Here is a 21,474-nt window from a genome sequence, read left to right as displayed (position 1 = left end):
TTCCAGCCGTTTGCAGTTGGAAAGAAGATAGATCGTGCCAATCCGGCCGCCAGCAGGGGAATGGAATTTCGCAAAAGCTTCGCCGGCCTCCAGGCAGGGCAAAAGATTTGCAGAACCTGTTTAGGGCTCAGGCGATCGCCGCCTGGGCTTCCATCTCGATCAGAAAATCCGGATTGCCGAGGCCAGCGACGCGCAGCACCTTGATGATCGGCGGCGCGCCACGGTTTGCCCAGAAGGCCATCCAGGCGCCGAAGGCCGGCCCTATGTCCAGGTCGCCGGCGATATAGACCGAGAGGCTGATGAGGTCTTCAGGCTTTGCCCTACCGGCTTCGAGCACCTTTGCCAGGTTGGAAAGCGCCTGAGCGGTCTGTGCAGCGAGATCGTCCCTGGCGACGATCCGCCCTTGCGCGTCGACGCCATTCTGGCCGCCGACCAGCACGATGCGCGCGGATGCCGGTAGCGACACGCCTTGCGAATAGGCCGGATTGCTGTGCATGCCCTCGGGGTTCAGCCTTTCGATGGTCACCGCGCTTTTCCTCCTCTTCAGCAAAAATTATCCCGCGGCCGCCCGGCCGCCCATAGGGATCGCGCGGCACAGAACGGCAATCGTGCGGCCGTTTCAACGCACCATCTCGTTCGTTGCCGCCGCCGATTCAGCCATGCTACCCGGCGCTGGGCGAACAGCAATGCAAGGAACGGCCGATGAAGATTCTTGCCTATGACAATTTCAGGCCCGGCGTCACGCTCGACGACCTGCGGCCTTATCTGCGCGACGAAGTGTCGAACGTCTGGCGGCTCTGGAAGGCGGGGATCGTGCGCGAGAATTATGCGCGCGGCGATATTGGCGGCGTCATCATCGTCTTCGAGCTCGACAGCGTTGCGGAAGCGCGGCGCTACACCGAGGACTTCCCGCTGTCCAAGGCCGGGCTGCTGGAATGGCACTTCATCGCCTTCGACGCGCCATTGCCGCTGGAATTCCTGTTCGACCCGACCGTCGACATCGCCAAGCCGTGGGACCGGACTGCAGCATGATCCGGTCGAGCGACGGGATCGAAATCCCGGCCAGCCTGGCTGAGTGGTGCGATCCGCGCCGTACCGCGCTGGTGGTCTACGACATGCAGATCGGCATCTGCCGCCAGGTGGCCGGCGCCGCCACCATCATCGAGCGCACCGGCACGGTGCTGGAAGCGGCGCGCGTGGCCGGAATGCGGGTGGCGTTCACGCGCCATCTGTCGCTGCCGCGCAAATGGATGGGCGCGACGCAGCTGCGCACCGCCATGGCCTGGCAGCGGCGCGACAGCCCCGACATGGTTGAGCCGTGGTTCCCGCGCGACGCCGAAGCGACGCGGATCGTGCCCGAGCTGGAACCCCGCGCGGACGAGGCGGTGTTCGACAAGCTCACGATGTCGGCCTTCGATTCCACCGCGCTCGGCTTTGCCTTGCGCGATTGCGGCGCGCGCACGATAGCGCTCGCAGGCATTGCCATGGAGATCGGCATCGAGCCGACCGTTCGCCAGGCGACCGACAATGGCTTTGTCGCCATGGTAATCGAGGATGCCTGTGGCTTCGGCAACCGCGAAGCGCGCGACCGCTCGACGGCGACGCTGCGCTTCCTCGGCGAAGCCGTTGTCACCGATGTCGCAAGCTTCTGCAGCGCGCTTGCCGGTGCGGGTTGAGGACAATCGGCTTGCCAGAGCGATCCACCGTTTCACGGAAACGCCGAACCGCTCCATCGCTTTGTCTTCACGCAATACGCAATTGCGGACGGAAAACCGCTTCGCGCTTTCCCGGAATTGATCTAGGTGGTGGCTGCGCTGTCGGTACGAAAACGCACACCTTCGGCGCGGCCATGCACGCTGCCCCAGTCGTAGAGCGCCTGGAGCGCGGCGGCGAGATCTTCACCGCGCCCGGTCAAGGCGTAGCGTCCCTTGCCGTCCGGCGACGTCTCGAGCGTGACGAAGCCGATCTCGACAAGCTCGGCCAGGCGTTGCGTCAGCATCTTGTCGGAGAGCGAGGGGATCAGCCGGCGCAGTTCGGAATAGCGCATCGGCTGTTCCTTGATGCGCGCCAGGATCACTGTCTTCCATTTGCCGCCGAGCGCGTCGAGCGCGAACTCGACCGGGCAGCCGTAGAGTCTTCCGCGTTGGGTCATGCGCCATGGTAGGCAAGGCACGGTGGCGACGGAAGCAGAATTTGCCCGGTCATCTGGCCAGGGTCGCGGCCTGCTGTCTGGCCGGCTATAAAATTCATGGAGGAGAACGGAGATGAGCGTACGCGACGCCAATCCGGTCAACGCGAAACAGCCGAAACGGGTGGCGATCGTCATCGCCAACCCGGCTGTCTCGACCACCAGAGGCTGGCCGGTCGGCTTTTGGTGGAGCGAGCTCACGCATCCCTGGTTCGCCTTCACCGAGCGAGGTTATGCGGTCGAGATCTTTTCACCCAACGGCGGCGGTGTTGCATCCGGAATTGCGTCAAGACAAAGAGATTCTCATCCGAGCCATCGCTTGCTGAGCCGTGCGCACTGTACGCGAATATCGGGAATGGCGTCGATTTCGAAGAAAGTGCCGCGCGTCAGTGGCCCGACGGCGAGAATCTTGGCCGATACAGTGCCGTCGCTGGCGATGACCTCGCAGTTGGCGGTTACATCGAGGCCGAGCCGCAGCGGATCCGGCCTTGCCAGCCCACGGTCGACCAGCGACCGTACCACGCTGTTCGAGGTGGTCGAGATGTCCCTGGCTATGCCTGTGCAATCATAGATGCGCACGACGTCGAACCTTTCGAGCTGCTGCGTGTGACGCGACTGGACCTGGACGCTGAAGCCGTCGCCGGCGGCGATGTCAACGACGCGCCCGGCGACAAGGCGGATGCGGCCCGCTTGCACCGCCTCGGCAACGCGGGCGTAGACTTCAGGCGCCATGCGATGGCGGTGGATGTCCCACCACGCCTTGGTGTGTTCGACGAAGCGGCGCTTGGCCGAGGACGGCCAGTTCTGCCAGATCTTCTGGTTGAAGGGTCTCAGACCGTCGACCACGTCGCGCCAGTCGATGCCGGCCTTCTGGTTTTCCCGGATCAGGTCGCGGAACCAGCCGACGAAATAGGAAAGCTGGGTGCCGAGCGGAATGTCGGCGACGTCGAGCTTGATCGGATTGCCCTTGCGATGCGGTGACGGCAGCAGGCCGCGCCGCGACACCGCGACGATCGCGCCGCGATGACCGCGCTGCTCGAGCGACAGGAAGGCATCGACCATGCTCAGACCGGTGCCCAGCACCAGGACTGGGGCTTCGGGGTCGAGCGCGGTGTCGGCCTCCGAGCCCATCCTGATCGCGTGGCCCTGACCGGCGCCCGGCTCCTCGTCATGGCCGGTGGCGAGCACGGCAAGGTGCGCAACCACGCTGGTGCCGTTGGCCAGCGCCACTTCGACGCCTGACGCGGTCGGCGAGATCGACAGGCTCTCCTCGCGGATCAGGCGTAGCCGGCCCGTCTGCTGCTCACGCGCCTCGAGCTCGTCGAGCAGCTCCTTGAGATAGCGGGCGTAGACGCTGCGCGGCGCGTAGACCGGCGCCTGCTCTGGCGTCGCCAGGCCGCGTCCAAGCAGCCAGCGCGAGAAATTGCCGGGATCGTCCGCATAAGCGCTCATGCCGGCCGCGCTGACATTCAGCACATGCGCCGACAGCAGCGTTGAATAGGCCATGCCTTGCCCGAAATGCGGGCGTTTTTCGATCAGGCTGACGCGGAGATCGGGATTGGGCGACTTCAGCAGATGCGCGGCAAGCACGACGCCGCTGGCGCCGCCACCGACAATGATGATGGAACTTGGCGTAGCGCGCCCGGTCATGCGCACACCAGCTGTCCTGGCGATCGTCGCCGGCTCAAGGGAGCGTGGTTCAGGCCTGCACTTTCAACGCCGCCGAAAGGTCCTCGTCGCCGGCGATGTCGCGCATTTCGGCGAGGCTGCGCTGGTCCAGCACCTCGGCGATGGCCTGCCGGACCTCCAGCATCAGATGTCGGACTTGGCATGTCGCCTCGTTGCAATCTTCGCAGCGCTGATACTGGGTGCGGCTGGCGCAGGGAATGGGGGCAAGCGGCCCGTCGAGCACGCGCACGACGTGGCCGACCTTGATCTCGTCCGCCGGGCGTGCCAGCCGGTAGCCGCCCTCCTTGCCCTTGCGGCTCTGGACGAAACCGGCATTGCGCAATTCGCCAAGAATGGCATCGAGGAACTTCTTCGGAATATTGTTTCCTGTGGCGATGTCGTTGACGAAGGCGAGCTGTCCAACCGGCAGGCGCGCCAGATGGACGAGCGCCTTGAGGCCGTATTTACCTTTTTTCGTGAGCATAACCCGAACGTTTCTCTGTCATGCGATGGCGCATGGCCACCGGTTGCGAAACGCCTGGCGTGCCTCCCCGCCGCGTCCAAGCTGTCACTACAGATAAATTCTAGTGACATGATATACAAGCCGAGAAACGTTGATTTTGCTTCGTTTTCAAGCCGCAATGGCCATTTTGGCCGGGGCTTGTGCCCTCGGGGGCACAGAAGCCGCCGCCAATGGCACACCGCCAAACTGGCCGGGGACAGAAATGTCCCGACCGGCGAGAATGCCGACAGCAGCTTCTGCCCCTGAATTTGAAGGCCAAAGCATGCCGCGCGCGGCAACAAGGAGGGTGGCGTCGTTCATCGTCCTCTCCAATCCTTCATGTCGATAAGGATACTAGACTTAACGGCGAACACAGGGAACTTGTTTCCAATTTCTTGCCTATCCACAGCATGGGGTTGCCGGTGCAGGGGCGAAAACGGGAAATTCTTGTTGAGCGTGGGAACGTGAAAGAGGTTCCGGGGCACTGACGATGGTTCTTACCCAGGCCATCGCAGAAGCGTGCGAATGGGCAACCGCCATAGCCAGATGACTTTTTCTAACAAGACCGAATCGATTGGAAGGATTTAACTCTACAAGAACGATAGAGTTAGGTGACTATGAAACGCAATCCGGGTTTTTCTCGTTTCCAAGGAGCCTTTCATGTCCACCATTTCGCGACGTATCGTTCTCTTGTCCTCGGCGGCCTTGGCTGGTGCCGCCTTTCTCGGCCCAGCCGATGCGCAGGACCTCAAGATCACTATCGGCTACCAGACGGTCGTCGAACCCTCGAAGGTGCCGCAGGCCGACGGCGCCTATGAGAGCGCGACCAAGGCAGCAATCGACTGGCGGAAATTCGATTCCGGCGCCGACGTGATCGCCGCCATCGCTTCCGGTTCGGTCGACATCGGTTATGTCGGCTCGAGCCCGCTGGCGGCGGCGGCGAGCCGCGAGCTTCCCATCCAGACAATCTTCATTGTCGGGCTGATCGGCGAATCCGAGGCCCTTGTCGCCCGCAGCGGCGCCGGCATCGAGAAGGTCGCCGACCTTGCCGGCAAGAAGGTGGCGGTGCCCTTCGTCTCGACGACGCATTACAGCCTGCTTGCGGCGCTGAAGCATGAGGGTGTCGACCCGAAGTCGGTCGATATTCTCAATCTGCGTCCACCGGAGATCGCGGCGGCATGGGCGCGCGGCGACATCGACGCCGCCTATGTCTGGGATCCGGCACTCGGCCAGATCAAGACGACGGGCAAGGTCGTGCTGGATTCCTCCCAAGTCGCCGCCTGGGGCGCGCCGACCTTCGACGCCTGGATCGTGCGAACCGACTTCGCTGAAAGGAACCCGGAAGCGGTGCGCGACTTCGTCAAAGTGACGGGCGCTGCCTATGCCGACTTCCTGGCCAAGCCGGACCAATGGTCGGTGTCCTCGTCACAAGCGGCCAAGATCGCCAGGATCACCGGGGCCAAGCTCGAAGACGTGCCGCAACTGCTGAGGGGCTATGTCTTCCCGACGCTCGAGGAGCAGGCCTCGGACAAGTTCCTCGGTGGCGGCACGGTCAAGGCGGTCGAGGCGACATCGGCCTTCCTCAAGGAGCAGGGCAAGATTGACGCCGTGTTGCCGGATTATTCGAAATACGTGTCGTCGAAATATGTCGGCGAGGCGCTGGCCTCGAATTAGCGGCTGCTCAATGCGCGCTTCCTCCCTTCCCTGACGCGCGCGTTGCCTGCCCCGGAGCCGCTGACGAGGAACGACTTCGGGGCAGGCAGATTCAGAATATCGGCGACCCCACATGACGCATCTCGTGCTCGACCAAGTCTCGATTCATTATGACGGCCAGCCGGCGCCGGCCGTAGAACGCGTGTCGATTGACATCGCCAAGGATGACTTCGTTGTCCTGGTCGGCCGCTCCGGCTGCGGCAAGACCTCGTTGCTCAATGTCGCTGCGGGCCTGGTCGAGCCTGTGCGCGGACGCGCCACGATTGGCGGCAGGCCGATCTCGGCGCCAGGCTCGGACCGCGCCGTCGTGTTCCAGAACGACGCGCTGTTTCCGTGGCTGACCGCGCGGGAAAATGTCGCCTTTGCTCTCAGGCTGCGCGGTGTCGGGCCAAGTGAACGGGCGCGGCGCGCCGACGACCTTCTGGCGCTGGTGAAGCTCGACGGCGCCGGCGACAAGCGCATCTGGGAGCTTTCCGGCGGCATGCGCCAGCGCGTCGGCCTGGCCCGGGCGCTGGCGGCCGAGCCGCAATTCCTGCTGCTCGACGAACCGCTGGGCGCACTCGATGCGCTGACACGCGAACGCATGCAGACAACGCTGCTCGATCTGTGGACGGCAAGCCAGGTCGGCGTGCTGATGGTCACGCACGGCATCGAGGAAGCGCTGGTGCTGGCAACCCGTATCATTGTGCTCGCTCCGGGGCCGGGGCGGGTGGTGCGGAGTTTCGAGGCCGGCTTCAGCCGGCGCTATGCAGCCGGCGAGGCCATTCGCAGCATCAAGGCCGATCCCGCCTTCGCCGCGGCGCGCGGCGAGCTGACCGATGCGATCTTCGAAGGGGAGGCAGCATGACCGTTACCTCCTATACCGAGCGGCCGCAGCGCTCCAAGGTCGACGATGGAGCCGACGCGCTGTCGGTGCCATGGTCGCGGCCGCGGCCGAGACGCAGCCGCGTTTCGGCCCGCGTGGTTAGCGCGATCACCATTCTGATGGTGCTGGCAGTGTGGACGGTATCGGCCCGCCTGCAACTGGTGTCGCCGGTTTTCCTGCCGTCGCCTGTGGCAGTCTGGAACAAATTTGTCGTCGTCGCCCGTGACGGCTTTGTCGACGCGACGCTGCTCCAGCATATTGCCGCCAGCCTGTGGCGCGTGTTTGCGGCGTTGATCGTCGCCCTTGTCCTCGGCGTTCCCATCGGGCTGGCGATCGGCGTCAGCACGATCGGGCGGGGCATCTTCGATCCGCTGCTCGAATTCCTGCGGCCGATCCCGCCGCTCGCCTATCTGCCACTGATCATTATCTGGTTCGGCATTGGCGAGCCGTCCAAGATCCTGGTGATTGCCATCGCCATGCTGGCGCCGGTCGCGCTGTCGACGGCATCGGGTGTTCGCGGCGTCTCGCAGGAACGCATCAATGCAGCGCGCTCGCTTGGCGCCACGCAGCGCCAAGTGATCAGGCACGTTATCCTGCCCAGCGCGCTGCCCTCGATCCTGACCGGTCTGCGCATCGCGCTTGGCGCCGGCTGGTCGACGCTGGTTGCCGCCGAGCTGGTGGCAGCGACGCGCGGGCTCGGATTCATGATCCAGTCCGCTGCCCAGTTCCTCGTCACCGACGTGGTGGTGATGGGCATACTGGTGATCGCGGCCATTGCCTTCGTGCTTGAATTCATCATCCGCAGGATCGAGCGGGTGCTCGTCCCGTGGGCAGGGCGGGAGTGACCGACAATGCCCCATTCCATCGCTGTATTGTTTGCGCATTTCGGCCATTGGCTCCGCCTGATCAAGGCCGGAGACAAACTGCTGCCTGGGGACGAACGCAAAACGCCGACGCCGGTGCAGCTGGACGCGGAGCGCAACCGCCTGCCGCCGCGCGACGAAAGTTTCTACTGGGGCTGGCAATACTGGTCGCGGTGACCGACCGCCACGGTCCGCTGTGCGCTGCTCTGGAGGGAACTTGACGATGAACGCCTGCTCAAACGCGTGAACGGTTCGCCCAAGCCAAGCCGACCAGGCCGACCAGCACCGTCACGATGCCGACATAGAGCCATTGCGACTGGCCGGTCATGAAGCTGCCCCCGATGAAGCCGATGCCTTGCAACGTCCACAGCATGCCGATGGCGAGCACAATCAAGGCCAGCAGATTTTTGATCAATCTCATTTCTAAAACTCCGTTCCAAGTCGATCATCAGCCCGGCTCCGGCCGGAATGGAACAGCGAAAAGAAGCCGCTCGAATACACCAACTTCTACTTAGATGCTAACCTCTGATCTTGCGCAAGACATGCGGAGATCGGCGCAAATATCATCAAGGAAGCTGCGCTGCGCTGCGGAAAGTCTCTGACAAATTGTTTCGCGCCGACTCCAAACGTGTAACATTGCCATGGAACCGACAGATCATTGCCGCATTTGCTGCCTCATTCGTCCCTAACCGCTGCGGGTCTGTCAACGGAGCCAGTCCCCAACACATGAACAAAAGCAACCAGACCGCGCTTGTCGCGGCCACGATCGCGGCTGGCCTGATGGTCGGCGCATCGACTGCCAGCGCCGCCGCGCAGTGTGGCCGTGCCTCCTGGTATTCACTGCATTCCAGAACCGCTTCCGGCGAGCGCATGAACCCGTCGGCGCTGACCGCCGCGCACCGCAGCCTGCCGTTCGGCACCAAGCTGAAGGTGACCAACCGCAACAATGGCCGCAGCGTCGTCGTGCGCATCAATGACCGCGGCCCGTTTATCAGGGGCCGCATGCTCGATCTGTCGAAGGGCGCCGCCAGCCAGCTTGGCTTCATCAGCTCGGGCCATACCGCTGTCTGCATGGCACGGGTCTAACTGCTCGGCCCGTCGCCGCGGCCGGACACCTCGTCCAACGATCGTCCCAATAGCCTTCGCAGATGCACATTGAGCCGGCTGTTGCCGTTCTAGGCGGATTCTCAACGCCTTGGACGAAAGAACGAGCATAAATCACGCAAGTTGACGTATTGCATCGCAGCAGATTGTTGCTAACTTCCCGCAAGGCATTCAAGGCTCGGCGCTGCTCGTCGGCCCTTCGATCGCAGTCGGCAGCGGGGTTCTCGATGTTCTACCAGCTCTACGAACTGAACCACGCCGCCTTGCAGCCGGCGCGCCTCTATGCCGATGCGGTGCGCCTGTTCTACTCCAATCCGCTCAATCCGGTCTCACACACGTCCTGGGGCCGCTCGGTTGCGGCAACGGCCGAACTGTTCGAGCGCACGACGCGCCGCTACGGCAAGCCGCAATTCGGCCTGACCAAGACCGTGGTCGACTGGAAAAACGTCGAGGTCAGCGAACGCACCGTCTGGTCGCGGCCATTCTGCAACCTGGTTCACTTCGAGCGCGCAGTTCCGGCCGGGCGCCGGCCCGATCCGAAGCTGTTGATCGTCGCGCCGATGTCGGGCCACTACGCGACGCTGCTGCGCGGCACGGTGGAGGCGATGCTGCCCTATGCCGACGTGCATATCACCGACTGGGTCGACGCGCGCATGGTGCCGCTGGCCGACGGCAGCTTCGATCTCGACGACTATATCGACTACATCGTCGACATGCTGCATGCGCTAGGCCCCGACACCCATGTGATGGCGGTGTGCCAGCCTTCGGTGCCGGTGCTGGCGGCGGTGGCACTGATGGAAGCCAAGGGTGATCCGTTCGTGCCCTCGACGATGACGCTGATGGGCGGCCCGATCGACACCCGCCGCAGCCCGACGGCGGTCAATCTACTGGCCCAGGAAAAGGGCATCGACTGGTTCCGCGACAACGTCATCATGCGCGCGCCCTGGCCGGTGCCGGGCTTCGGCCGCGAGGTCTATCCCGGCTTCCTGCAGCTTTCGGGGTTCATGAGCATGAACCTCGACCGCCACATCATCGCCCACAAGGACTTCTTCATGCATCTGGTGAAGCATGACGGCGACAATGCCGAGAAGCACCGCGAGTTCTACGACGAATATCTGGCGGTGATGGATCTGACGGCGGAATTCTACCTGCAGACCGTCGACACCGTGTTTGTCCGCCAGGCCTTGCCCAAGGGCACGATGACGCACCGCGGCGTGGCGGTCGACCCTTTGGCGATCAGCAATGTCGCCCTGTTCACGGTCGAGGGCGAGAACGACGACATCTCCGGCCTCGGCCAGACCAAGGCCGCGCACGACCTTTGCATCAACATCCCGGCCGACAGGCACGCCCATTACATGCAGCCGGCGGTCGGCCATTATGGTGTGTTCAACGGCTCGCGCTTCCGCTCCGAAATCGTGCCGCGCATCGTCGATTTCATTACCAGCTACGGCCGTCAGAACCGGGTTGCGGTGAAGCCCAAGCTGGTGAGGACCGGCAAGAAATAGGCGACCAGTGATGATGCCCGCCAATCCGCATCAGGTCGGTCAATGCCAAGATCATCGGTTGGCGGCCGTGCGGCCGGTCAACCTGTTGCACAATAGTCGCGTTGGCGCCACGCGGGTAACCATGCCGCAAAAATCAATCCATCCTCATAATTGACACGGACTGTAAATACCCCTTAACGTTTCGTTAATAACAAGGGACAAGCGGGGACAATGATTTCCTCACCAATGGCGAGAACGCTGCGCCTGTGCGCGCTGGCTGGACTTACTGTGGCGGCAGGTTGGGCCAGTTCGGCCTCGGCAGCCAGCCCGATGATAACAGGTGGCCCGACCTCGCAGCCGATCGGCCATTATGATTTCTGCAAGAGCTACGCGTCCGAATGCTCGATCCGCCCGAAGGATCTGTCGCCCGCCAGCCTGACCGGCTCGCTGTGGCGCAAGCTGCTCAGCGTCACGACAAAGGTCAACGCCGCCGTCAAGCCGGAGAGCGACTTCGACATCTACGGCAAGGACGAGGTCTGGGCCTATCCCGACAAGGGCGTCGGCGATTGCGAGGACTATGTCCTGGAAAAGCGCCGTGAGCTGAACCGGCTGGGCGTCTCGTTTGCCGATCTGCTGATGACCGTCGTCCGCAAGCCGGATGGCGAAGGCCACGCTGTGCTGACGGTGCGCACCGACAAGGGCGACTACATCCTCGACAATCTGACCGACCAGGTCCGTTCCTGGGACCAGACCGGCTATCGTTTCCTCAAGCGGCAGGCGATCGACAATACCGGCCGCTGGGTCTCGATCCGCGGCGGCCAGCAGGTTCTGGTCGGCTCGGTCCAGTAACAAAGCAACTCATTTCGGCCGGTTCAGCGCGGCGCGGATCGACGCAATGATGCGGCGAAGCTCCACTTCGTCGAGCTTTTCGATGTTGTCGGCCAGGAGATTCGCAAGTTCGGTCGCCGCCGGACTAAGGCCCGACGTGTCGAGCTTGACACGCGGATGCGAGGTTTCGGCCAATCGCGCCAGTTCCTCGGCGTCGTCCCAAATGATGTTGAAATAGCCGATGATCTTCTGGATCAGCGTCCAGCTCGGCGCACCGCGGCGGCCGTGCTCCAGCGCCGAGAGATAGGCTGCGCTGACGCCGATCGCCTTGGCCATGTCCTTCTGGCTGACGCCGCGCTCGTTTCGCAGCACCCTGAGCCTTTCGCCGAACGGAGTCACAAGCACATCCTCATGGGCACATCCTCATGAGCGCGCACGCCGCAAGCGGACATAGAGCGCGCCCGAGCCGCCATGGTTGCGGGCGGCATGGTCGTGGCTGGAGACGAGGGGCCGGAAGGCGGGTGTCGACAGCCATGACGGCACGGCGCGCCGCAAGACGCCATCGCCGCCCGACGAGGAACCCTTGCCGGTGATCACCAGGACATAGCGGATGCCGCCGGCATGCGCCCGGCGCAGGAAGGAAAACAGCAGCGAATAGGCTTCGTCCTGGGTCAGGCCATGCAGGTCGACACGGCCCTCGATCGGCAGCCGGCCCTTCGACAGCTTGTCCAGCGTCGGTTCGTCGAGTGCGTGGGAAACATGCTGCGCCTTCGGCTTTGCGGCCGTGGCAGGATTGCCCGCGACCTGTGCCGGCGGCGGCTGCCTGGTTTGGTCGATCTCCGGCCCAATGTCAGGAATGTCGACGGCGATTTTGCCCTTCAGCGGCTTTGCCGTGCGCGCCACCAGGTTCCACAGCACCCGGTCGTCCTCGCTCAGCCTGTCGATGCGCCGGGTCATCGGCCTGCTCCTGAAACCAGCGACCGGGGGATCAGCGCATAAAAATCGGCGGCGTTGCGGATAACGCCGGCGATCTCGCCGGCCGCATCGCCCGACCCGGCAAACAGATCACCGCGGGCCGGCCCGGTGATCGCCGAGCCGGTGTCCTGCGCGATCATCAGCCGCCGGAACGGTTTTCCGTCGAAGGCGGTCAGCGACGGCGCATCGATATGGAAGGGCGTGCCGAAAGTGTGCAGCAGCCGGTCGACGGCGATCGAGCGGCCGGGTGTCAGCGGTACCTTGGCGGCAGCGATCGGGCCGAGCTCTGGGTCGTCGACGCCCATCTCGCGGAAGAAGATATAGGAGCGGTTGCGCCAAAGGATCTCGTCGACGCGCTCCGGATGCGCCTTGAACCAGGCACGGATCGACTGCATCGTCACTTTCTCCAGCGGGATCTCGCCTTCGTCGCTCAGGATCGTGCCCGGTCCGGTAAAGCGCTGGCCGGATTTGGCGGCGTAGGTGATGCGGCGAAGCCTGCCGTCGGTCATGTTGAGCCGTGCCGCGCCCTGCACGTGGATGAAGAAGGCATCGACCTTGTCGGCGAGCCAGGCGATTTCCAGCCCTTTTCCGGCAAGCACGCCGCGTTCGATCTCGCCGCGGTCGAAATATTCGACCGGGCCGTTCGGCGCCGCACGAGCGAAGGCGACATAAGGATCCAAGCCGAAAGGACGATTGCCGTCGTCGATGTCGACAAGGTCGGCCGGGCGCGACAGCAACGGCACCGAAAATCGTTGCGTGCGCACGGGCGAGGCTTCGACCTCCGGTTCATAAAAGCCGGTGACCAGGCCGGGACCACCATCTTCGGCATCGATACGAGCCGGAACGAAATGGCGCTCGAAAAAGCTTCGGGCCTCCAACCGATTCGCCGGCGAAACGGTACGCGCTTCGGTATAGGCATCGGCAAAGCCATTGTAATCGACGCCGAGTGCGCCGGAGCGGTAGGGTTTGGTCAGGATATGAAAGGCCGAGCGGCGAAAGGCGTCAAAGGCAGGGAGATGGTCGTCCTCGCCCCAGCCCGGCAATTCGCCAAAGGATTTTTCGCTGAAGGCTCTAGAGAGCGACACGACAGCCCCCGCCGCCGTCCAGTTCAGTCTTCTTCTTCGGTGGCGACGAGCTTCCAGTTCGGATCGCGCGAGCGCGCGTCGCGGGCGAAGGTCCAGACGTCCTTGACCTCGGCGACGGTCTCCGGATCGCCGTCGATGACGGCGCCGGCCTTGTCGCGGGTCGCCGAGATCAGTTCGCTGACGATGCGCAGCGTGATGTGCGCCTCGCTGCCCTTCATTTCGGCCGAAACGATGTCGGCCTTGTCGATGCCGACGAAGGAGGACTGGATCTTCTCGGCTTTCGCCTCACGGTCGCCGATGGCCGCGACGAAGCCGTCATAGACCTCGCGCGACAAAAGGTTCTTCAAGGTTTTGCGGTCGCCATCGGCGTAGGCCATGACGATCATCTCATAAGCCATCTTGGCGCCGTCGACGAAGGTCTTCGGGTCGAAGGTCGGATCATTGTCCTTGATCGCCCGCAGACCCCGGTTGAGATCGGTGTCGGGCTTGGCAAAGGCATCGATCGCCACATAGGTGTCGGCCGCCGGCTCTCCCGCCAGCCGCTTGCGCGGCAGCGAAACCACGTTCTCGGGTTTCTGGGCGGCATCCTTGTCGTTCTTGCGCGCTGCCGTATATGGATCGAAGGGCGGGCGCTCGTTGCCCGTGCGTCGGCCAAGCACGTTGCGCAGCTGAAAGAAGATCACCACCGCCGCAATCAGAAAGAAAATCGTGCCGAAGTCGAAGAAGCCCATATCTTGCGCCAATCAATCCCTGCTTTGGCCGGACCGCGGCCAAGCAAGGGCCGCGATCACATAGCGTTCAGTATCCAAAGCATATAGAACGCATGGCGCAATCATTCAAATCAAAGGCAGCCATACCTATCTAACAGCTCTGGTGCCAGCGGCGATTGCTCGCCGGCCGGCAAAACATCGAAACGATCGGTCAAGATTTGCGTATCTCGCTGCTTCCCCTGTTCATTCTCGCGCTTCCGCTGCTGGAGATAGCCGGTTTCGTCATTGTCGGCCGCCAGGTCGGCGCGCTGGCGACGGTCGGGCTGGTGCTGGCCTCAAGCGTCGCCGGCGCCCTGCTGCTGCGGCACCAGGGTTTTGGCGTCATGGCCAGGGTGCGTGCCGAAATGGATGCCGGGCGTGACCCGAGCGGCCAGCTTGCGCATGGCGCCATGATCGTGCTGGCCGCGATCCTTTTGATCATCCCCGGCTTCATCTCGGATATTTTCGGCATTCTGCTGTTCCTGCCGCCAGTGCGCGATCTTGCCTGGCGGATGCTGAAAGGCCGCATCGTGCTGGCAACCGATTTCAGCAGTGGTTTGCGGGCAAGGCAACGCGGCAAGACCATCGATCTCGACGACGGCGACTATTCGCGCGCCGACGACCATACGCGCGGACCGGATTCTCCCTGGCGCCGCCTCAAGGACGAGTAGCCGCAAGGCAACCAGCGTCTTTTGCAAACCTTGTCTTGTCGGGCCGGCCATGATAGCGAACCCCGAATTTCAATCCGGTCAGCAACGCTGCCCAGGCAAAAGGACCACAGCTTATGGCCAGCAACGACGACGCGCCGACCGGCGCAGCCAACGGTAATGGAAATGCGGCGCAGCCTTCGCTCAACGTGCTTGCGCAATATGTGAAGGACCTTTCCTTCGAAAGCCCCGGCGCACCGAACTCGTTGCGCGGCCGCGACAAGGCCCCCGGCATCGCCATTAATGTCAACGTCAACGCCAACCCGCTTTCGGACAAGCAGTTCGACGTCAATTTGACGCTGAACGCAAAAGCGTCGTTCGACCAGGAAGTGCTGTTCAACGTCGAGCTGGTCTATGGCGGCGTCTTTGCCATCAGCGGCTTCCCGCAGGAGCACATGCTGCCGATCCTGTTCATCGAATGCCCACGGCTGCTGTTCCCGTTCGCCCGGCAGATCATTGCCGAGGCAACACGCAATGGCGGCTTCCCGCCGCTGATGCTAGACCCGATCGATTTCGCGCAGATGTTCCAGCAGAAGCTGGCCGAGGACCAGGCTGCCGCCGCCAAGGTCAAGGTGAGCTGAACGCGGCTGTCTCGCTAGCGTTTGAAAAACCCGGCCTTGCGCCGGGTTTTTTGTATACCCGCTGGCGGGACAGTACCCCCCTCTGGCCTGCCAGCCATCTCCCCCTCAAGTGGGGAGATCGGACTTCACGTCAGCCTTCGCCAATCCTTCATCGTCGCAGGAATGAGCCAAGCGCTGGGACTGCCCAATCTCCCCCCTTGAGGGGGAGATGTCCGGCAGGACAGAGGGGGGTGCGACGGATCACTCCGCTCAAAATCACTATGCCGCGGAACTCGCTTCCGGGGCGACGCGCAGCCAGAGCGCCTTTTCGCCCAATGTACCAACCATGCTTGCGTGTGCTGTGCGCTCGGCATCGGTCAGGCGCGGGGGCAACGCGATCGGCCGCACACCGATCGAAATGTCGATGTCGTCGACATTCTGCCTCCCGCCCGCCGGAGTCAGGATGCTGTCGAGGATAAGGCTTGCCTGCTTGCCGCCGATAAGCTCGATATAGACCTCGGCTAGCAATTCCGAATCGAGCAGCGCGCCGTGCTTGGTGCGGCGGCCGTTGTCGATGCCGTAGCGGCGGCAAAGCGCGTCGAGCGAATTGGGGCCCATCGGATGCTTGTGGCGCGCCAGCGCCAGCGTGTCGACGATCCGTCCAGGATCGATGGCCGGATGACCAAGCCGGCCGAATTCGAGATTGAGGAAGCCGATGTCGAAGCCGGCATTGTGCGCGACCAGCTTGGCGCCGTCGATGAAGGCCAGAAACTCCTCGGCGATCTCCATGAAAGTCGGCTTGCCCTGAAGATCGGCGGCGCTGATGCCGTGCACGGCCTGCGCCTCGTGATGGATCTGGCGGCCTTGCGGGTTGATGTATTTGTGGAAGGTTCGGCCGGTCGGGAAGCGGTTGACCAACTCGACGCCGCCAAGCTCGATGACGCGGTCCTCGCGCGTGTCGAGCCCGGTGGTTTCCGTATCGAAGATGATCTCACGCATCGAATCAGTCCATTGGTTCCGGTGTCATTCTAGCCGAATCACACCCGGAACAAAATGGCAACGAGTAATGTGGGCTGCAAGCCTCTTAACCAGGCCTGGCTGCCTTATCCCCGACTAGTTCGGCGATGATGGCCTTGACGGCAGCGCGAGCGGCGTCAAAGCCCTGGCCGGTGTCGATGACGAAGTCGGCGCGCCGGCGCTTTTCGGCGTCGGGAACCTGCCTGGCCAGGATCGACGCAAACTTTTCCTCGCTCATGCCCGGGCGTGCCAGCACGCGGGCGCGCTGGACTTCAGGCGGCGCGGTGACGACCACGACCTTGTCGACACGGTTCCGGCCGCCGGTCTCGAACAGCAGCGGTATATCGAGCACGGCAAGCGGTGCGCCGGCGGCACGATTTTCAGCCAGGAACGCATCGGCATCGGCACGGACCAGCGGATGGATGATCGCTTCGAGCCGTTTCAGCGCGGCGGCGTCGCCGAGCACCCGCTCCGCCAGTGCCGCGCGGTCGACCGCACCGGATCTGGTGGTCCCGGGAAAGGCCGCCTCGACCAAGGGCGCGGCCTTGCCGGCATAAAGCCGATGCACCGCCTCGTCGGAATCATGGACCGGCACGCCGGCCTCGGCAAACATCTTGGCTGTGGTCGACTTGCCCATGCCGATCGATCCGGTGAGGCCGAGTACAATCATTTTATCGCGCCGATATCGGCAATGATCATTTGCCGCAGCTCGGCGGAGACCTGCGGCCTGATGCCGAACCAGCGCTCGAAGCCGGGCACCGCCTGGTGTAGCAGCATGCCGAGCCCATCGACGGTTCTCAGGCCGCGCGCCTTGGCTGCGGCAAGCAGCGGCGTCTCCAGCGGCACGTAGACGATGTCGGTGACGATGGCGCGGTCCGGCAGTCTGCCCGGATCGGCGGACAGGCCTTCATTGCCATGCATGCCGAGCGCTGAGGTGTTGACCAGCAGGCCGGCATCCTCGAGCAATTCGCCGGTTGCCGCGATGTTGTGGGCGGAGACGCCGGCACCGAAGCGGTCGCGCAGCTCCTGCGCCCTCGCAAGCGTCCGGTTGACGATGCGGATGTCGCTGACGCCGCGCTGCTTCAGCGCATGGATGACCGCGCGAGCGGCGCCGCCGGCACCGAGCACCACGGCGGGGCCGTTGGCCGCCCAGCCCGGTGCATACTCGTCCAGATTGGCGGCAAAGCCATGGGCATCGGTATTGCCGCCCCACAATTCGCGATCCTCGAACCACAGTGTGTTGACCGCACCGATCTGTTCGGCGTCGGCGTCCCGCCGCTTGGCCAGAGCGAAGGCGGCTTCCTTGTGCGGGATGGTGACGTTGCCGCCACGATAGTCTTGTGCCTGCAGCGTTCGCAGGAATTCCGCAAACGCTTCCGGTGCAACGTCGATGGCCTGATAGAGGCCGTCGATGCCGTATTTCGCCAGCCAGTAGCCGTGGATCTTCGGGGACCTGGAATGTGCGATCGGGTGGCCGGTGACGAAGGCTTTTTTCGGGGCCTCAGCCATCGATCGCCCCGAACTCACGCAGCTTGGCCAGCACCGGCAAAAGCGGCAGGCCGACAATGGTAAAATAGTCGCCTTCGATTTTTTCGAACAGCTGGATGCCCTCGCCTTCGATCTGGTAGGCGCCGACGCTGGACGACGCCTTGGCGCCGACGCGCGCCAGATGGCGGCCGATGAAGGCCGGATCGAGCTTGCGCATGGTCAGGTTGGCGATGCCAACATGCCGCCACAGAACCTGGCCGTCACGGGCCAGCACGACGGCGCTGTTGAGCTGATGCGTCTTGCCCGACAGTGCCAGCAGATGACGGCGCGCGTCTTCCATAGTGGCCGGCTTGTGGAACAGTTCGTCGCCGAGCGACAGCGTCTGGTCGCAGCCGAGCACCAGGGCGCCGGGCTTGCGCTCGCTGACTTCGGTGGCCTTGGCTTCGGCAAGCACCAGGGCGACATCCTCCGGCGACACGCCACTATTTTGCAGCGGCGCCTCGAGCGCGCGTTCGTCGACAGAAGCCGGAACCGCTTCGACCGTAACGCCGGCATTGACGAGCAGCGCCTTGCGGAACGGACTGCCCGAGGCAAGGATGATTTTTTCGGCCATTTTTTTCGCCCGTTTCCTGGCGCTCGCTAGGGTGTGTCGAGATTCAGGTCAGGCCGAGTCGAGAATGGTGGGTTCCGAGAACCGGAACGGAGCGGACATTTGGGTCCGTGAGTACCGGAAGCGCAGGAAACCGCCGTTCGCAGGCCGGCATCACCTGAATATCGACATGCCCTACCGCGTCTTGCCGCGCAGGGCAACGATCGCCGCCGCCGTCTCCTCAATCGAACGGCGGCTGACGTCGATCATCGGCCAGCCATGCCGCGTGCATATCTGGCGGGCATAGGCGAGCTCTTCGGCGATCGCAGCGCGGTCGACATAATCGGTCGGCTCATAGGCGCTGGTGCCGAGAATGCGGTTCTGCCGGACTTGCGATATGCGTTCGGCGGTGGCGACCAGGCCGACGATCAGCGGCCTCCTGGCATCGACCAGGCTTTCGGGCACCGGCACGCCGAGCACGATCGGAATGTTGGCGGTCTTGATGCCGCGATTGGCGAGATAGATGCTGGTCGGCGTCTTTGAGGTGCGGGAGATGCCGACAAGCACGATGTCGGCATCGTCCATATTGGCCGGCAGCTGGCCGTCATCATGCTCCATGGTGAAATTGAGCGCGTCGATGCGGCGAAAATATTCAGCGTCCAGCACATGCTGGGCTCCGACGCGGCGGCCGGCCGGCGTGCCGAGATAGGACTGGAACACCGTCAGCACCGGCTCGAGCACCGAGACGCAAGGTAGGCCCATCGCCGCGCAGCGTTCGTCGATGCCACGGGCAAGCTTCTGGTCGACCACCGTGTAGAGGATGATGCCCGGCTCCTCCTCGATGTCCTCGAACACCTTCGTCACCTGCTTTTCGGTGCGGATGAGCGGGTAGATATGTTCGATGGCGCGCGCGTCCTTGTACTGCGCGGAAGCCGCGCGGCCGGCGGCCAGCAGCGTTTCGCCGGTGGCGTCGGAAATCAGATGAAGGTGAAAGAAGCTCTGCGGTTTGTTCACAGGATACATTCCAGGCTGTGGGCCGATGTGGATAAGCCGGGCGGAAAACTCGGCCACCGCGAAGCGACTGTATCAGATGCCGGTTTGTCCACAATTCGATGTGCTGTCGGCTTCTCAGGGCGGTTGGGGACAAGTCCGGGGACGGAGCTTTTTACCTTCGCGTCATCCACAGGGGCAATTTCCCTGGCCTGGCGGCAACGCATTGACTCCAGTCGTAAATTCCCGACTTTCCACAAAGTCCTGCAATCCCGTTGGAGAAGCGCGCGACAATATGCTGGCTGGTCTTTTCGAGGGCAAAGCGGGACAGGAGACAACCACCACAACCAACAGACTCTTAGAATCATAAGATTCCTAAAAATAGAATATTTAATTATAGGGAAGCCTGGAAAGGCGAGCGCTCAATGCCTCAAGACCGGATCGTGCTGGACGTGTTGAGAGGCAAGGCGGCGTTTCCGCCGCCGCTCTGGATGATGCGCCAGGCTGGCCGCTATCTGCCGGAATACCGGGAGACGAGGAGACGGGCAGGATCGTTCCTCGATCTTTGCTACGACCCGGATCTCGCCGTCGAAGTGACGTTGCAGCCGATCGAACGCTTCGGCTTCGACGCATCGATCCTGTTTTCCGATATCCTTGTGGTGCCGCATGCGCTCGGCCGCGACGTGCGCTTCGAGGAAGGACGCGGCCCGCTGCTGACGCCGATCACGGCTGCGGAAATTGCTGCTCTCGAAGGCGAAACGTTTCACGTGAATCTCGAGCCGGTCTACGAGACGGTGCGGCGATTGCGCGCCAGACTGCCTGATGAAACGACGCTGATCGGCTTCTGCGGTGCGCCCTGGACGGTGGCGACCTATATGATTGCCGGCCACGGCACGCCCGACCAGGCGCCGGCCAGGCTGTTCGCCTATCGCGAGCCGGCGGCCTTCCTTAGGCTGCTGAAGGTGCTCGCCGATCATTCGGCTGCCTATCTGATCCGCCAGATCGATGCCGGCGCCGACGCGGTGCAGATCTTTGATTCGTGGTCCGGCGTGCTCGACGAAGCGTCGTTCGAGTTGTTCTGTGTCCAGCCGGTGGCCGAGATCGTCCGGCAAGTGAAGGCTGCCCATCCCGACGTTCCGATCATCGGCTTTCCCAAGGGTGCCGGAGATCACTATCGAAGCTATCGCCAGAAGACCGGCGTGGCGGGGCTGGGCCTCGACTGGACCGTGCCCTTGTCGACGGCAAAGGAATTGCAGCGTGACGGCGCCGTGCAGGGCAATCTCGATCCGCTGCGGCTCGTAGCCGGCGGCAAGGCACTTGGCGACGGCGTAGCGGCGATCCTGAAGGCGCTGGGCGACGGGCCGCTGATCTTCAACCTCGGCCACGGCATCACACCGGAGACGCCGCTCGCGCATGTCGAGCAGATGGTCAAGCTGGTGCGGAGCGCGTCGTGACGATGATGGGCGCAGACAATGCGAACGGCACCAACACCGGCAAGGGCGCGATGCGCCGCGCGGCAATTGCGATCGCCATTTTTCTCGTGCTGGCCGGGCTGCTGTTTCTCTTCGGGCCCGATGATTTCTATCCCTGGGCGAAGGCGATCCATGTGATTGCCGTCATCTCCTGGGTGGCGGGCATGCTCTATCTGCCGCGCTTGCTGGTCTATCATGCCGATGCCGAAAAAGGCTCCGTCCAGTCGGAGACTTTCAAGGTGATGGAGCGCCGCCTGCTGCGCGGCATCATCAATCCGGCAATGGTGATCACCTGGGCGTTCGGCCTGTGGCTTGCCTGGAAAGGCTTTGGTTTTCAGGGCGGCTGGCTGCATGCCAAGATCGCTGCGGTGGTTGGCCTGTCGGCCGTGCATGGCTATCTCGCCGGCGCCGTCCGGAAATTTTCCGAAGACCGCAATGAAAAACCGGCAAGGCACTGGCGGATCGTCAATGAGATCCCTACATTGCTGATGATCGTCATCGTCGTCCTGGTTATCGTGAAACCGTTCTGACGTCTTCGGTTGCCCGCAAAAGGCGGCTTGCTCTTTCAACCGACCGACGATAAAAGACGGGTCTTCCTTCCCGTCATGCGCCGCCCATTTATCGCTT

The 21,474-nt window shown here is 63.3% G+C and carries 28 protein-coding genes; 13 read left to right on the top strand and 15 right to left on the bottom strand.

Going from position 1 to position 21,474, the window contains the following annotated elements:
* Nucleotides 1–127 precede the first annotated feature (127 nt).
* The gene (locus tag NKH13_RS16855) at nucleotides 128–526 is read right to left on the bottom strand and encodes a RidA family protein (RefSeq protein WP_352913131.1); all 399 of its coding nucleotides are present in this window, start codon (nucleotides 524–526) and stop codon (nucleotides 128–130) included.
* Nucleotides 527–702: 176 nt separating this feature from the next.
* Here NKH13_RS16855 and NKH13_RS16850 point away from each other — a divergent pair, with 176 nt between their 5' ends.
* On the top strand, nucleotides 703–1,032 hold the full coding sequence (locus tag NKH13_RS16850) for a hypothetical protein (RefSeq protein WP_023675896.1): 330 nt from the start codon (nucleotides 703–705) through the stop codon (nucleotides 1,030–1,032).
* Nucleotides 1,029–1,676 carry a cysteine hydrolase family protein gene (locus NKH13_RS16845; protein ID WP_352913128.1) on the top strand — a complete coding sequence of 216 codons (648 nt, stop codon included), beginning with the start codon at nucleotides 1,029–1,031 and terminating at the stop codon, nucleotides 1,674–1,676. The genes NKH13_RS16850 and NKH13_RS16845 overlap by 4 nt, the downstream gene beginning before the upstream one ends.
* 122 nt (nucleotides 1,677–1,798) lie before the next feature.
* Here NKH13_RS16845 and NKH13_RS16840 read toward each other — a convergent pair whose 3' ends face one another.
* The 4 genes from NKH13_RS16840 to NKH13_RS16825 all read right to left on the bottom strand — a co-directional run bounded on the left by NKH13_RS16840 (nucleotide 1,799) and on the right by NKH13_RS16825 (nucleotide 4,679).
* Nucleotides 1,799–2,152: a winged helix-turn-helix transcriptional regulator gene (locus NKH13_RS16840; protein ID WP_352869700.1), complete on the bottom strand. Its 354-nt coding sequence runs from the start codon at nucleotides 2,150–2,152 to the stop codon at nucleotides 1,799–1,801.
* Between the two features lie 339 nt (nucleotides 2,153–2,491).
* The gene (locus NKH13_RS16835) at nucleotides 2,492–3,838 is read right to left on the bottom strand and encodes an FAD/NAD(P)-binding protein (protein WP_352913126.1); all 1,347 of its coding nucleotides are present in this window, start codon (nucleotides 3,836–3,838) and stop codon (nucleotides 2,492–2,494) included.
* A 49-nt stretch (nucleotides 3,839–3,887) separates the two neighbouring features.
* Nucleotides 3,888–4,340 carry an RrF2 family transcriptional regulator gene (locus tag NKH13_RS16830; protein WP_352665233.1) on the bottom strand — a complete coding sequence of 151 codons (453 nt, stop codon included), beginning with the start codon at nucleotides 4,338–4,340 and terminating at the stop codon, nucleotides 3,888–3,890.
* Nucleotides 4,341–4,487: 147 nt separating this feature from the next.
* On the bottom strand, nucleotides 4,488–4,679 hold the full coding sequence (locus NKH13_RS16825) for a hypothetical protein (RefSeq protein ID WP_352913124.1): 192 nt from the start codon (nucleotides 4,677–4,679) through the stop codon (nucleotides 4,488–4,490).
* Between the two features lie 339 nt (nucleotides 4,680–5,018).
* Here NKH13_RS16825 and tauA point away from each other — a divergent pair, with 339 nt between their 5' ends.
* The 4 genes from tauA (at nucleotide 5,019) to NKH13_RS16805 (ending at nucleotide 7,976) form a co-directional block, all read left to right on the top strand.
* Nucleotides 5,019–6,032: a taurine ABC transporter substrate-binding protein gene (gene tauA / locus NKH13_RS16820; RefSeq protein ID WP_352913122.1), complete on the top strand. Its 1,014-nt coding sequence runs from the start codon at nucleotides 5,019–5,021 to the stop codon at nucleotides 6,030–6,032.
* Between the two features lie 112 nt (nucleotides 6,033–6,144).
* Complete coding sequence (locus NKH13_RS16815) at nucleotides 6,145–6,918, top strand: taurine ABC transporter ATP-binding protein (RefSeq protein WP_352913120.1); 774 nt, start codon at nucleotides 6,145–6,147, stop codon at nucleotides 6,916–6,918.
* Complete coding sequence (locus NKH13_RS16810; protein ID WP_352913119.1) at nucleotides 6,915–7,781, top strand: ABC transporter permease subunit; 867 nt, start codon at nucleotides 6,915–6,917, stop codon at nucleotides 7,779–7,781. Before NKH13_RS16815 ends, NKH13_RS16810 begins: the two co-directional genes overlap by 4 nt.
* A 6-nt stretch (nucleotides 7,782–7,787) precedes the next feature.
* Nucleotides 7,788–7,976, top strand: coding sequence for a hypothetical protein (locus NKH13_RS16805; RefSeq protein ID WP_352715916.1), 189 nt, complete (start codon nucleotides 7,788–7,790; stop codon nucleotides 7,974–7,976).
* Nucleotides 7,977–8,034: 58 nt separating this feature from the next.
* Here NKH13_RS16805 and NKH13_RS16800 read toward each other — a convergent pair whose 3' ends face one another.
* Nucleotides 8,035–8,220, bottom strand: coding sequence for a hypothetical protein (locus tag NKH13_RS16800; protein ID WP_352715913.1), 186 nt, complete (start codon nucleotides 8,218–8,220; stop codon nucleotides 8,035–8,037).
* A gap of 305 nt (nucleotides 8,221–8,525) precedes the next feature.
* On the opposite strand from NKH13_RS16800, the gene NKH13_RS16795 reads away from it, so the two are divergent.
* From NKH13_RS16795 to NKH13_RS16785, 3 genes are all read left to right on the top strand, one after another.
* On the top strand, nucleotides 8,526–8,885 hold the full coding sequence (locus tag NKH13_RS16795; protein ID WP_352529976.1) for a septal ring lytic transglycosylase RlpA family protein: 360 nt from the start codon (nucleotides 8,526–8,528) through the stop codon (nucleotides 8,883–8,885).
* A 245-nt stretch (nucleotides 8,886–9,130) separates the two neighbouring features.
* Nucleotides 9,131–10,408, top strand: a complete 1,278-nt coding sequence (locus NKH13_RS16790) for a polyhydroxyalkanoate depolymerase (RefSeq protein WP_352913116.1) — start codon at nucleotides 9,131–9,133, stop codon at nucleotides 10,406–10,408.
* 210 nt (nucleotides 10,409–10,618) lie between these two features.
* Entirely contained in the window at nucleotides 10,619–11,236 is a 618-nt protein-coding gene (locus tag NKH13_RS16785) for a transglutaminase-like cysteine peptidase (protein ID WP_292659644.1), read from the top strand.
* 9 nt (nucleotides 11,237–11,245) lie between these two features.
* Here the strand turns inward: NKH13_RS16785 and NKH13_RS16780 are convergent, their stop codons facing one another.
* Genes NKH13_RS16780 through NKH13_RS16765 form a run of 4 tightly spaced genes read right to left on the bottom strand, consistent with a single transcriptional unit; the run spans nucleotide 11,246 to nucleotide 14,006 of the window.
* On the bottom strand, nucleotides 11,246–11,614 hold the full coding sequence (locus NKH13_RS16780; protein ID WP_292659646.1) for a helix-turn-helix domain-containing protein: 369 nt from the start codon (nucleotides 11,612–11,614) through the stop codon (nucleotides 11,246–11,248).
* 24 nt (nucleotides 11,615–11,638) lie between these two features.
* Nucleotides 11,639–12,172, bottom strand: a complete 534-nt coding sequence (locus NKH13_RS16775; RefSeq protein ID WP_352466565.1) for a Smr/MutS family protein — start codon at nucleotides 12,170–12,172, stop codon at nucleotides 11,639–11,641.
* A complete protein-coding gene (gene mltA, locus NKH13_RS16770; protein WP_352913114.1) occupies nucleotides 12,169–13,275 on the bottom strand; it encodes a murein transglycosylase A in 1,107 nt (368 codons plus the stop codon). The genes NKH13_RS16775 and mltA overlap by 4 nt, the downstream gene beginning before the upstream one ends.
* A 23-nt stretch (nucleotides 13,276–13,298) precedes the next feature.
* Nucleotides 13,299–14,006 (bottom strand): Tim44/TimA family putative adaptor protein, encoded by a 708-nt coding sequence (locus NKH13_RS16765; RefSeq protein WP_292659652.1) that lies wholly within the window; start codon nucleotides 14,004–14,006, stop codon nucleotides 13,299–13,301.
* A gap of 197 nt (nucleotides 14,007–14,203) precedes the next feature.
* On the opposite strand from NKH13_RS16765, the gene NKH13_RS16760 reads away from it, so the two are divergent.
* The gene (locus tag NKH13_RS16760) at nucleotides 14,204–14,695 is read left to right on the top strand and encodes an FxsA family protein (protein ID WP_352913112.1); all 492 of its coding nucleotides are present in this window, start codon (nucleotides 14,204–14,206) and stop codon (nucleotides 14,693–14,695) included.
* 113 nt (nucleotides 14,696–14,808) lie between these two features.
* On the top strand, nucleotides 14,809–15,312 hold the full coding sequence (gene secB / locus NKH13_RS16755; protein ID WP_292659655.1) for a protein-export chaperone SecB: 504 nt from the start codon (nucleotides 14,809–14,811) through the stop codon (nucleotides 15,310–15,312).
* Nucleotides 15,313–15,570: 258 nt separating this feature from the next.
* Here secB and dnaQ read toward each other — a convergent pair whose 3' ends face one another.
* The 5 genes from dnaQ to NKH13_RS16730 form a co-directional block, all read right to left on the bottom strand.
* Nucleotides 15,571–16,290: a DNA polymerase III subunit epsilon gene (dnaQ, locus tag NKH13_RS16750; protein ID WP_352913110.1), complete on the bottom strand. Its 720-nt coding sequence runs from the start codon at nucleotides 16,288–16,290 to the stop codon at nucleotides 15,571–15,573.
* A gap of 85 nt (nucleotides 16,291–16,375) precedes the next feature.
* Nucleotides 16,376–16,978: a dephospho-CoA kinase gene (gene coaE, locus NKH13_RS16745; protein WP_352715893.1), complete on the bottom strand. Its 603-nt coding sequence runs from the start codon at nucleotides 16,976–16,978 to the stop codon at nucleotides 16,376–16,378.
* A complete protein-coding gene (locus NKH13_RS16740; RefSeq protein ID WP_352913107.1) occupies nucleotides 16,975–17,817 on the bottom strand; it encodes a shikimate dehydrogenase in 843 nt (280 codons plus the stop codon). The genes coaE and NKH13_RS16740 overlap by 4 nt, the downstream gene beginning before the upstream one ends.
* Nucleotides 17,810–18,409, bottom strand: coding sequence for a Maf-like protein (locus NKH13_RS16735; RefSeq protein ID WP_352715887.1), 600 nt, complete (start codon nucleotides 18,407–18,409; stop codon nucleotides 17,810–17,812). Before NKH13_RS16735 ends, NKH13_RS16740 begins: the two co-directional genes overlap by 8 nt.
* Nucleotides 18,410–18,580: 171 nt before the next feature.
* Nucleotides 18,581–19,399, bottom strand: coding sequence for a pyruvate, water dikinase regulatory protein (locus tag NKH13_RS16730; RefSeq protein WP_292659665.1), 819 nt, complete (start codon nucleotides 19,397–19,399; stop codon nucleotides 18,581–18,583).
* 401 nt (nucleotides 19,400–19,800) lie between these two features.
* On the opposite strand from NKH13_RS16730, the gene hemE reads away from it, so the two are divergent.
* Both hemE and hemJ read left to right on the top strand, forming a co-directional pair.
* Nucleotides 19,801–20,829: a uroporphyrinogen decarboxylase gene (gene hemE, locus NKH13_RS16725; protein ID WP_352913105.1), complete on the top strand. Its 1,029-nt coding sequence runs from the start codon at nucleotides 19,801–19,803 to the stop codon at nucleotides 20,827–20,829.
* A 2-nt stretch (nucleotides 20,830–20,831) separates the two neighbouring features.
* Nucleotides 20,832–21,377 (top strand): protoporphyrinogen oxidase HemJ, encoded by a 546-nt coding sequence (gene hemJ, locus NKH13_RS16720; protein WP_502914264.1) that lies wholly within the window; start codon nucleotides 20,832–20,834, stop codon nucleotides 21,375–21,377.
* The last annotated feature ends 97 nt before the right edge of the window (nucleotides 21,378–21,474 follow it).

It is taken from the genome of Mesorhizobium sp. M1348, from assembly GCF_040317925.1.
GTDB lineage: Bacteria > Pseudomonadota > Alphaproteobacteria > Rhizobiales > Rhizobiaceae > Mesorhizobium.
The sequence above is the reverse complement of the archived record's forward strand: the minus strand, read 5'-3'. Positions and strand labels throughout refer to the sequence as shown.

What these genes read in the sequence shown, in the direction of transcription:
- NKH13_RS16850 (WP_023675896.1), top strand. Translation starts at nt 703, where the DNA reads ATGAAGATTCTTGCCTATGACAATTTCAGGCCCGGCGTCACGCTCGAC.
- NKH13_RS16845 (WP_352913128.1), top strand. Translation starts at nt 1,029, where the DNA reads ATGATCCGGTCGAGCGACGGGATCGAAATCCCGGCCAGCCTGGCTGAG.
- NKH13_RS16840 (WP_352869700.1), bottom strand. Translation starts at nt 2,152, where the DNA reads ATGACCCAACGCGGAAGACTCTACGGCTGCCCGGTCGAGTTCGCGCTC.
- NKH13_RS16835 (WP_352913126.1), bottom strand. Translation starts at nt 3,838, where the DNA reads ATGACCGGGCGCGCTACGCCAAGTTCCATCATCATTGTCGGTGGCGGC.
- NKH13_RS16830 (WP_352665233.1), bottom strand. Translation starts at nt 4,340, where the DNA reads ATGCTCACGAAAAAAGGTAAATACGGCCTCAAGGCGCTCGTCCATCTG.
- NKH13_RS16825 (WP_352913124.1), bottom strand. Translation starts at nt 4,679, where the DNA reads ATGAACGACGCCACCCTCCTTGTTGCCGCGCGCGGCATGCTTTGGCCT.
- tauA (WP_352913122.1), top strand. Translation starts at nt 5,019, where the DNA reads ATGTCCACCATTTCGCGACGTATCGTTCTCTTGTCCTCGGCGGCCTTG.
- NKH13_RS16815 (WP_352913120.1), top strand. Translation starts at nt 6,145, where the DNA reads ATGACGCATCTCGTGCTCGACCAAGTCTCGATTCATTATGACGGCCAG.
- NKH13_RS16810 (WP_352913119.1), top strand. Translation starts at nt 6,915, where the DNA reads ATGACCGTTACCTCCTATACCGAGCGGCCGCAGCGCTCCAAGGTCGAC.
- NKH13_RS16805 (WP_352715916.1), top strand. Translation starts at nt 7,788, where the DNA reads ATGCCCCATTCCATCGCTGTATTGTTTGCGCATTTCGGCCATTGGCTC.
- NKH13_RS16800 (WP_352715913.1), bottom strand. Translation starts at nt 8,220, where the DNA reads ATGAGATTGATCAAAAATCTGCTGGCCTTGATTGTGCTCGCCATCGGC.
- NKH13_RS16795 (WP_352529976.1), top strand. Translation starts at nt 8,526, where the DNA reads ATGAACAAAAGCAACCAGACCGCGCTTGTCGCGGCCACGATCGCGGCT.
- NKH13_RS16790 (WP_352913116.1), top strand. Translation starts at nt 9,131, where the DNA reads ATGTTCTACCAGCTCTACGAACTGAACCACGCCGCCTTGCAGCCGGCG.
- NKH13_RS16785 (WP_292659644.1), top strand. Translation starts at nt 10,619, where the DNA reads ATGATTTCCTCACCAATGGCGAGAACGCTGCGCCTGTGCGCGCTGGCT.
- NKH13_RS16775 (WP_352466565.1), bottom strand. Translation starts at nt 12,172, where the DNA reads ATGACCCGGCGCATCGACAGGCTGAGCGAGGACGACCGGGTGCTGTGG.
- NKH13_RS16765 (WP_292659652.1), bottom strand. Translation starts at nt 14,006, where the DNA reads ATGGGCTTCTTCGACTTCGGCACGATTTTCTTTCTGATTGCGGCGGTG.
- secB (WP_292659655.1), top strand. Translation starts at nt 14,809, where the DNA reads ATGGCCAGCAACGACGACGCGCCGACCGGCGCAGCCAACGGTAATGGA.
- dnaQ (WP_352913110.1), bottom strand. Translation starts at nt 16,290, where the DNA reads ATGCGTGAGATCATCTTCGATACGGAAACCACCGGGCTCGACACGCGC.
- coaE (WP_352715893.1), bottom strand. Translation starts at nt 16,978, where the DNA reads ATGATTGTACTCGGCCTCACCGGATCGATCGGCATGGGCAAGTCGACC.
- NKH13_RS16740 (WP_352913107.1), bottom strand. Translation starts at nt 17,817, where the DNA reads ATGGCTGAGGCCCCGAAAAAAGCCTTCGTCACCGGCCACCCGATCGCA.
- NKH13_RS16735 (WP_352715887.1), bottom strand. Translation starts at nt 18,409, where the DNA reads ATGGCCGAAAAAATCATCCTTGCCTCGGGCAGTCCGTTCCGCAAGGCG.
- hemE (WP_352913105.1), top strand. Translation starts at nt 19,801, where the DNA reads ATGCCTCAAGACCGGATCGTGCTGGACGTGTTGAGAGGCAAGGCGGCG.
- hemJ (WP_502914264.1), top strand. Translation starts at nt 20,832, where the DNA reads ATGATGGGCGCAGACAATGCGAACGGCACCAACACCGGCAAGGGCGCG.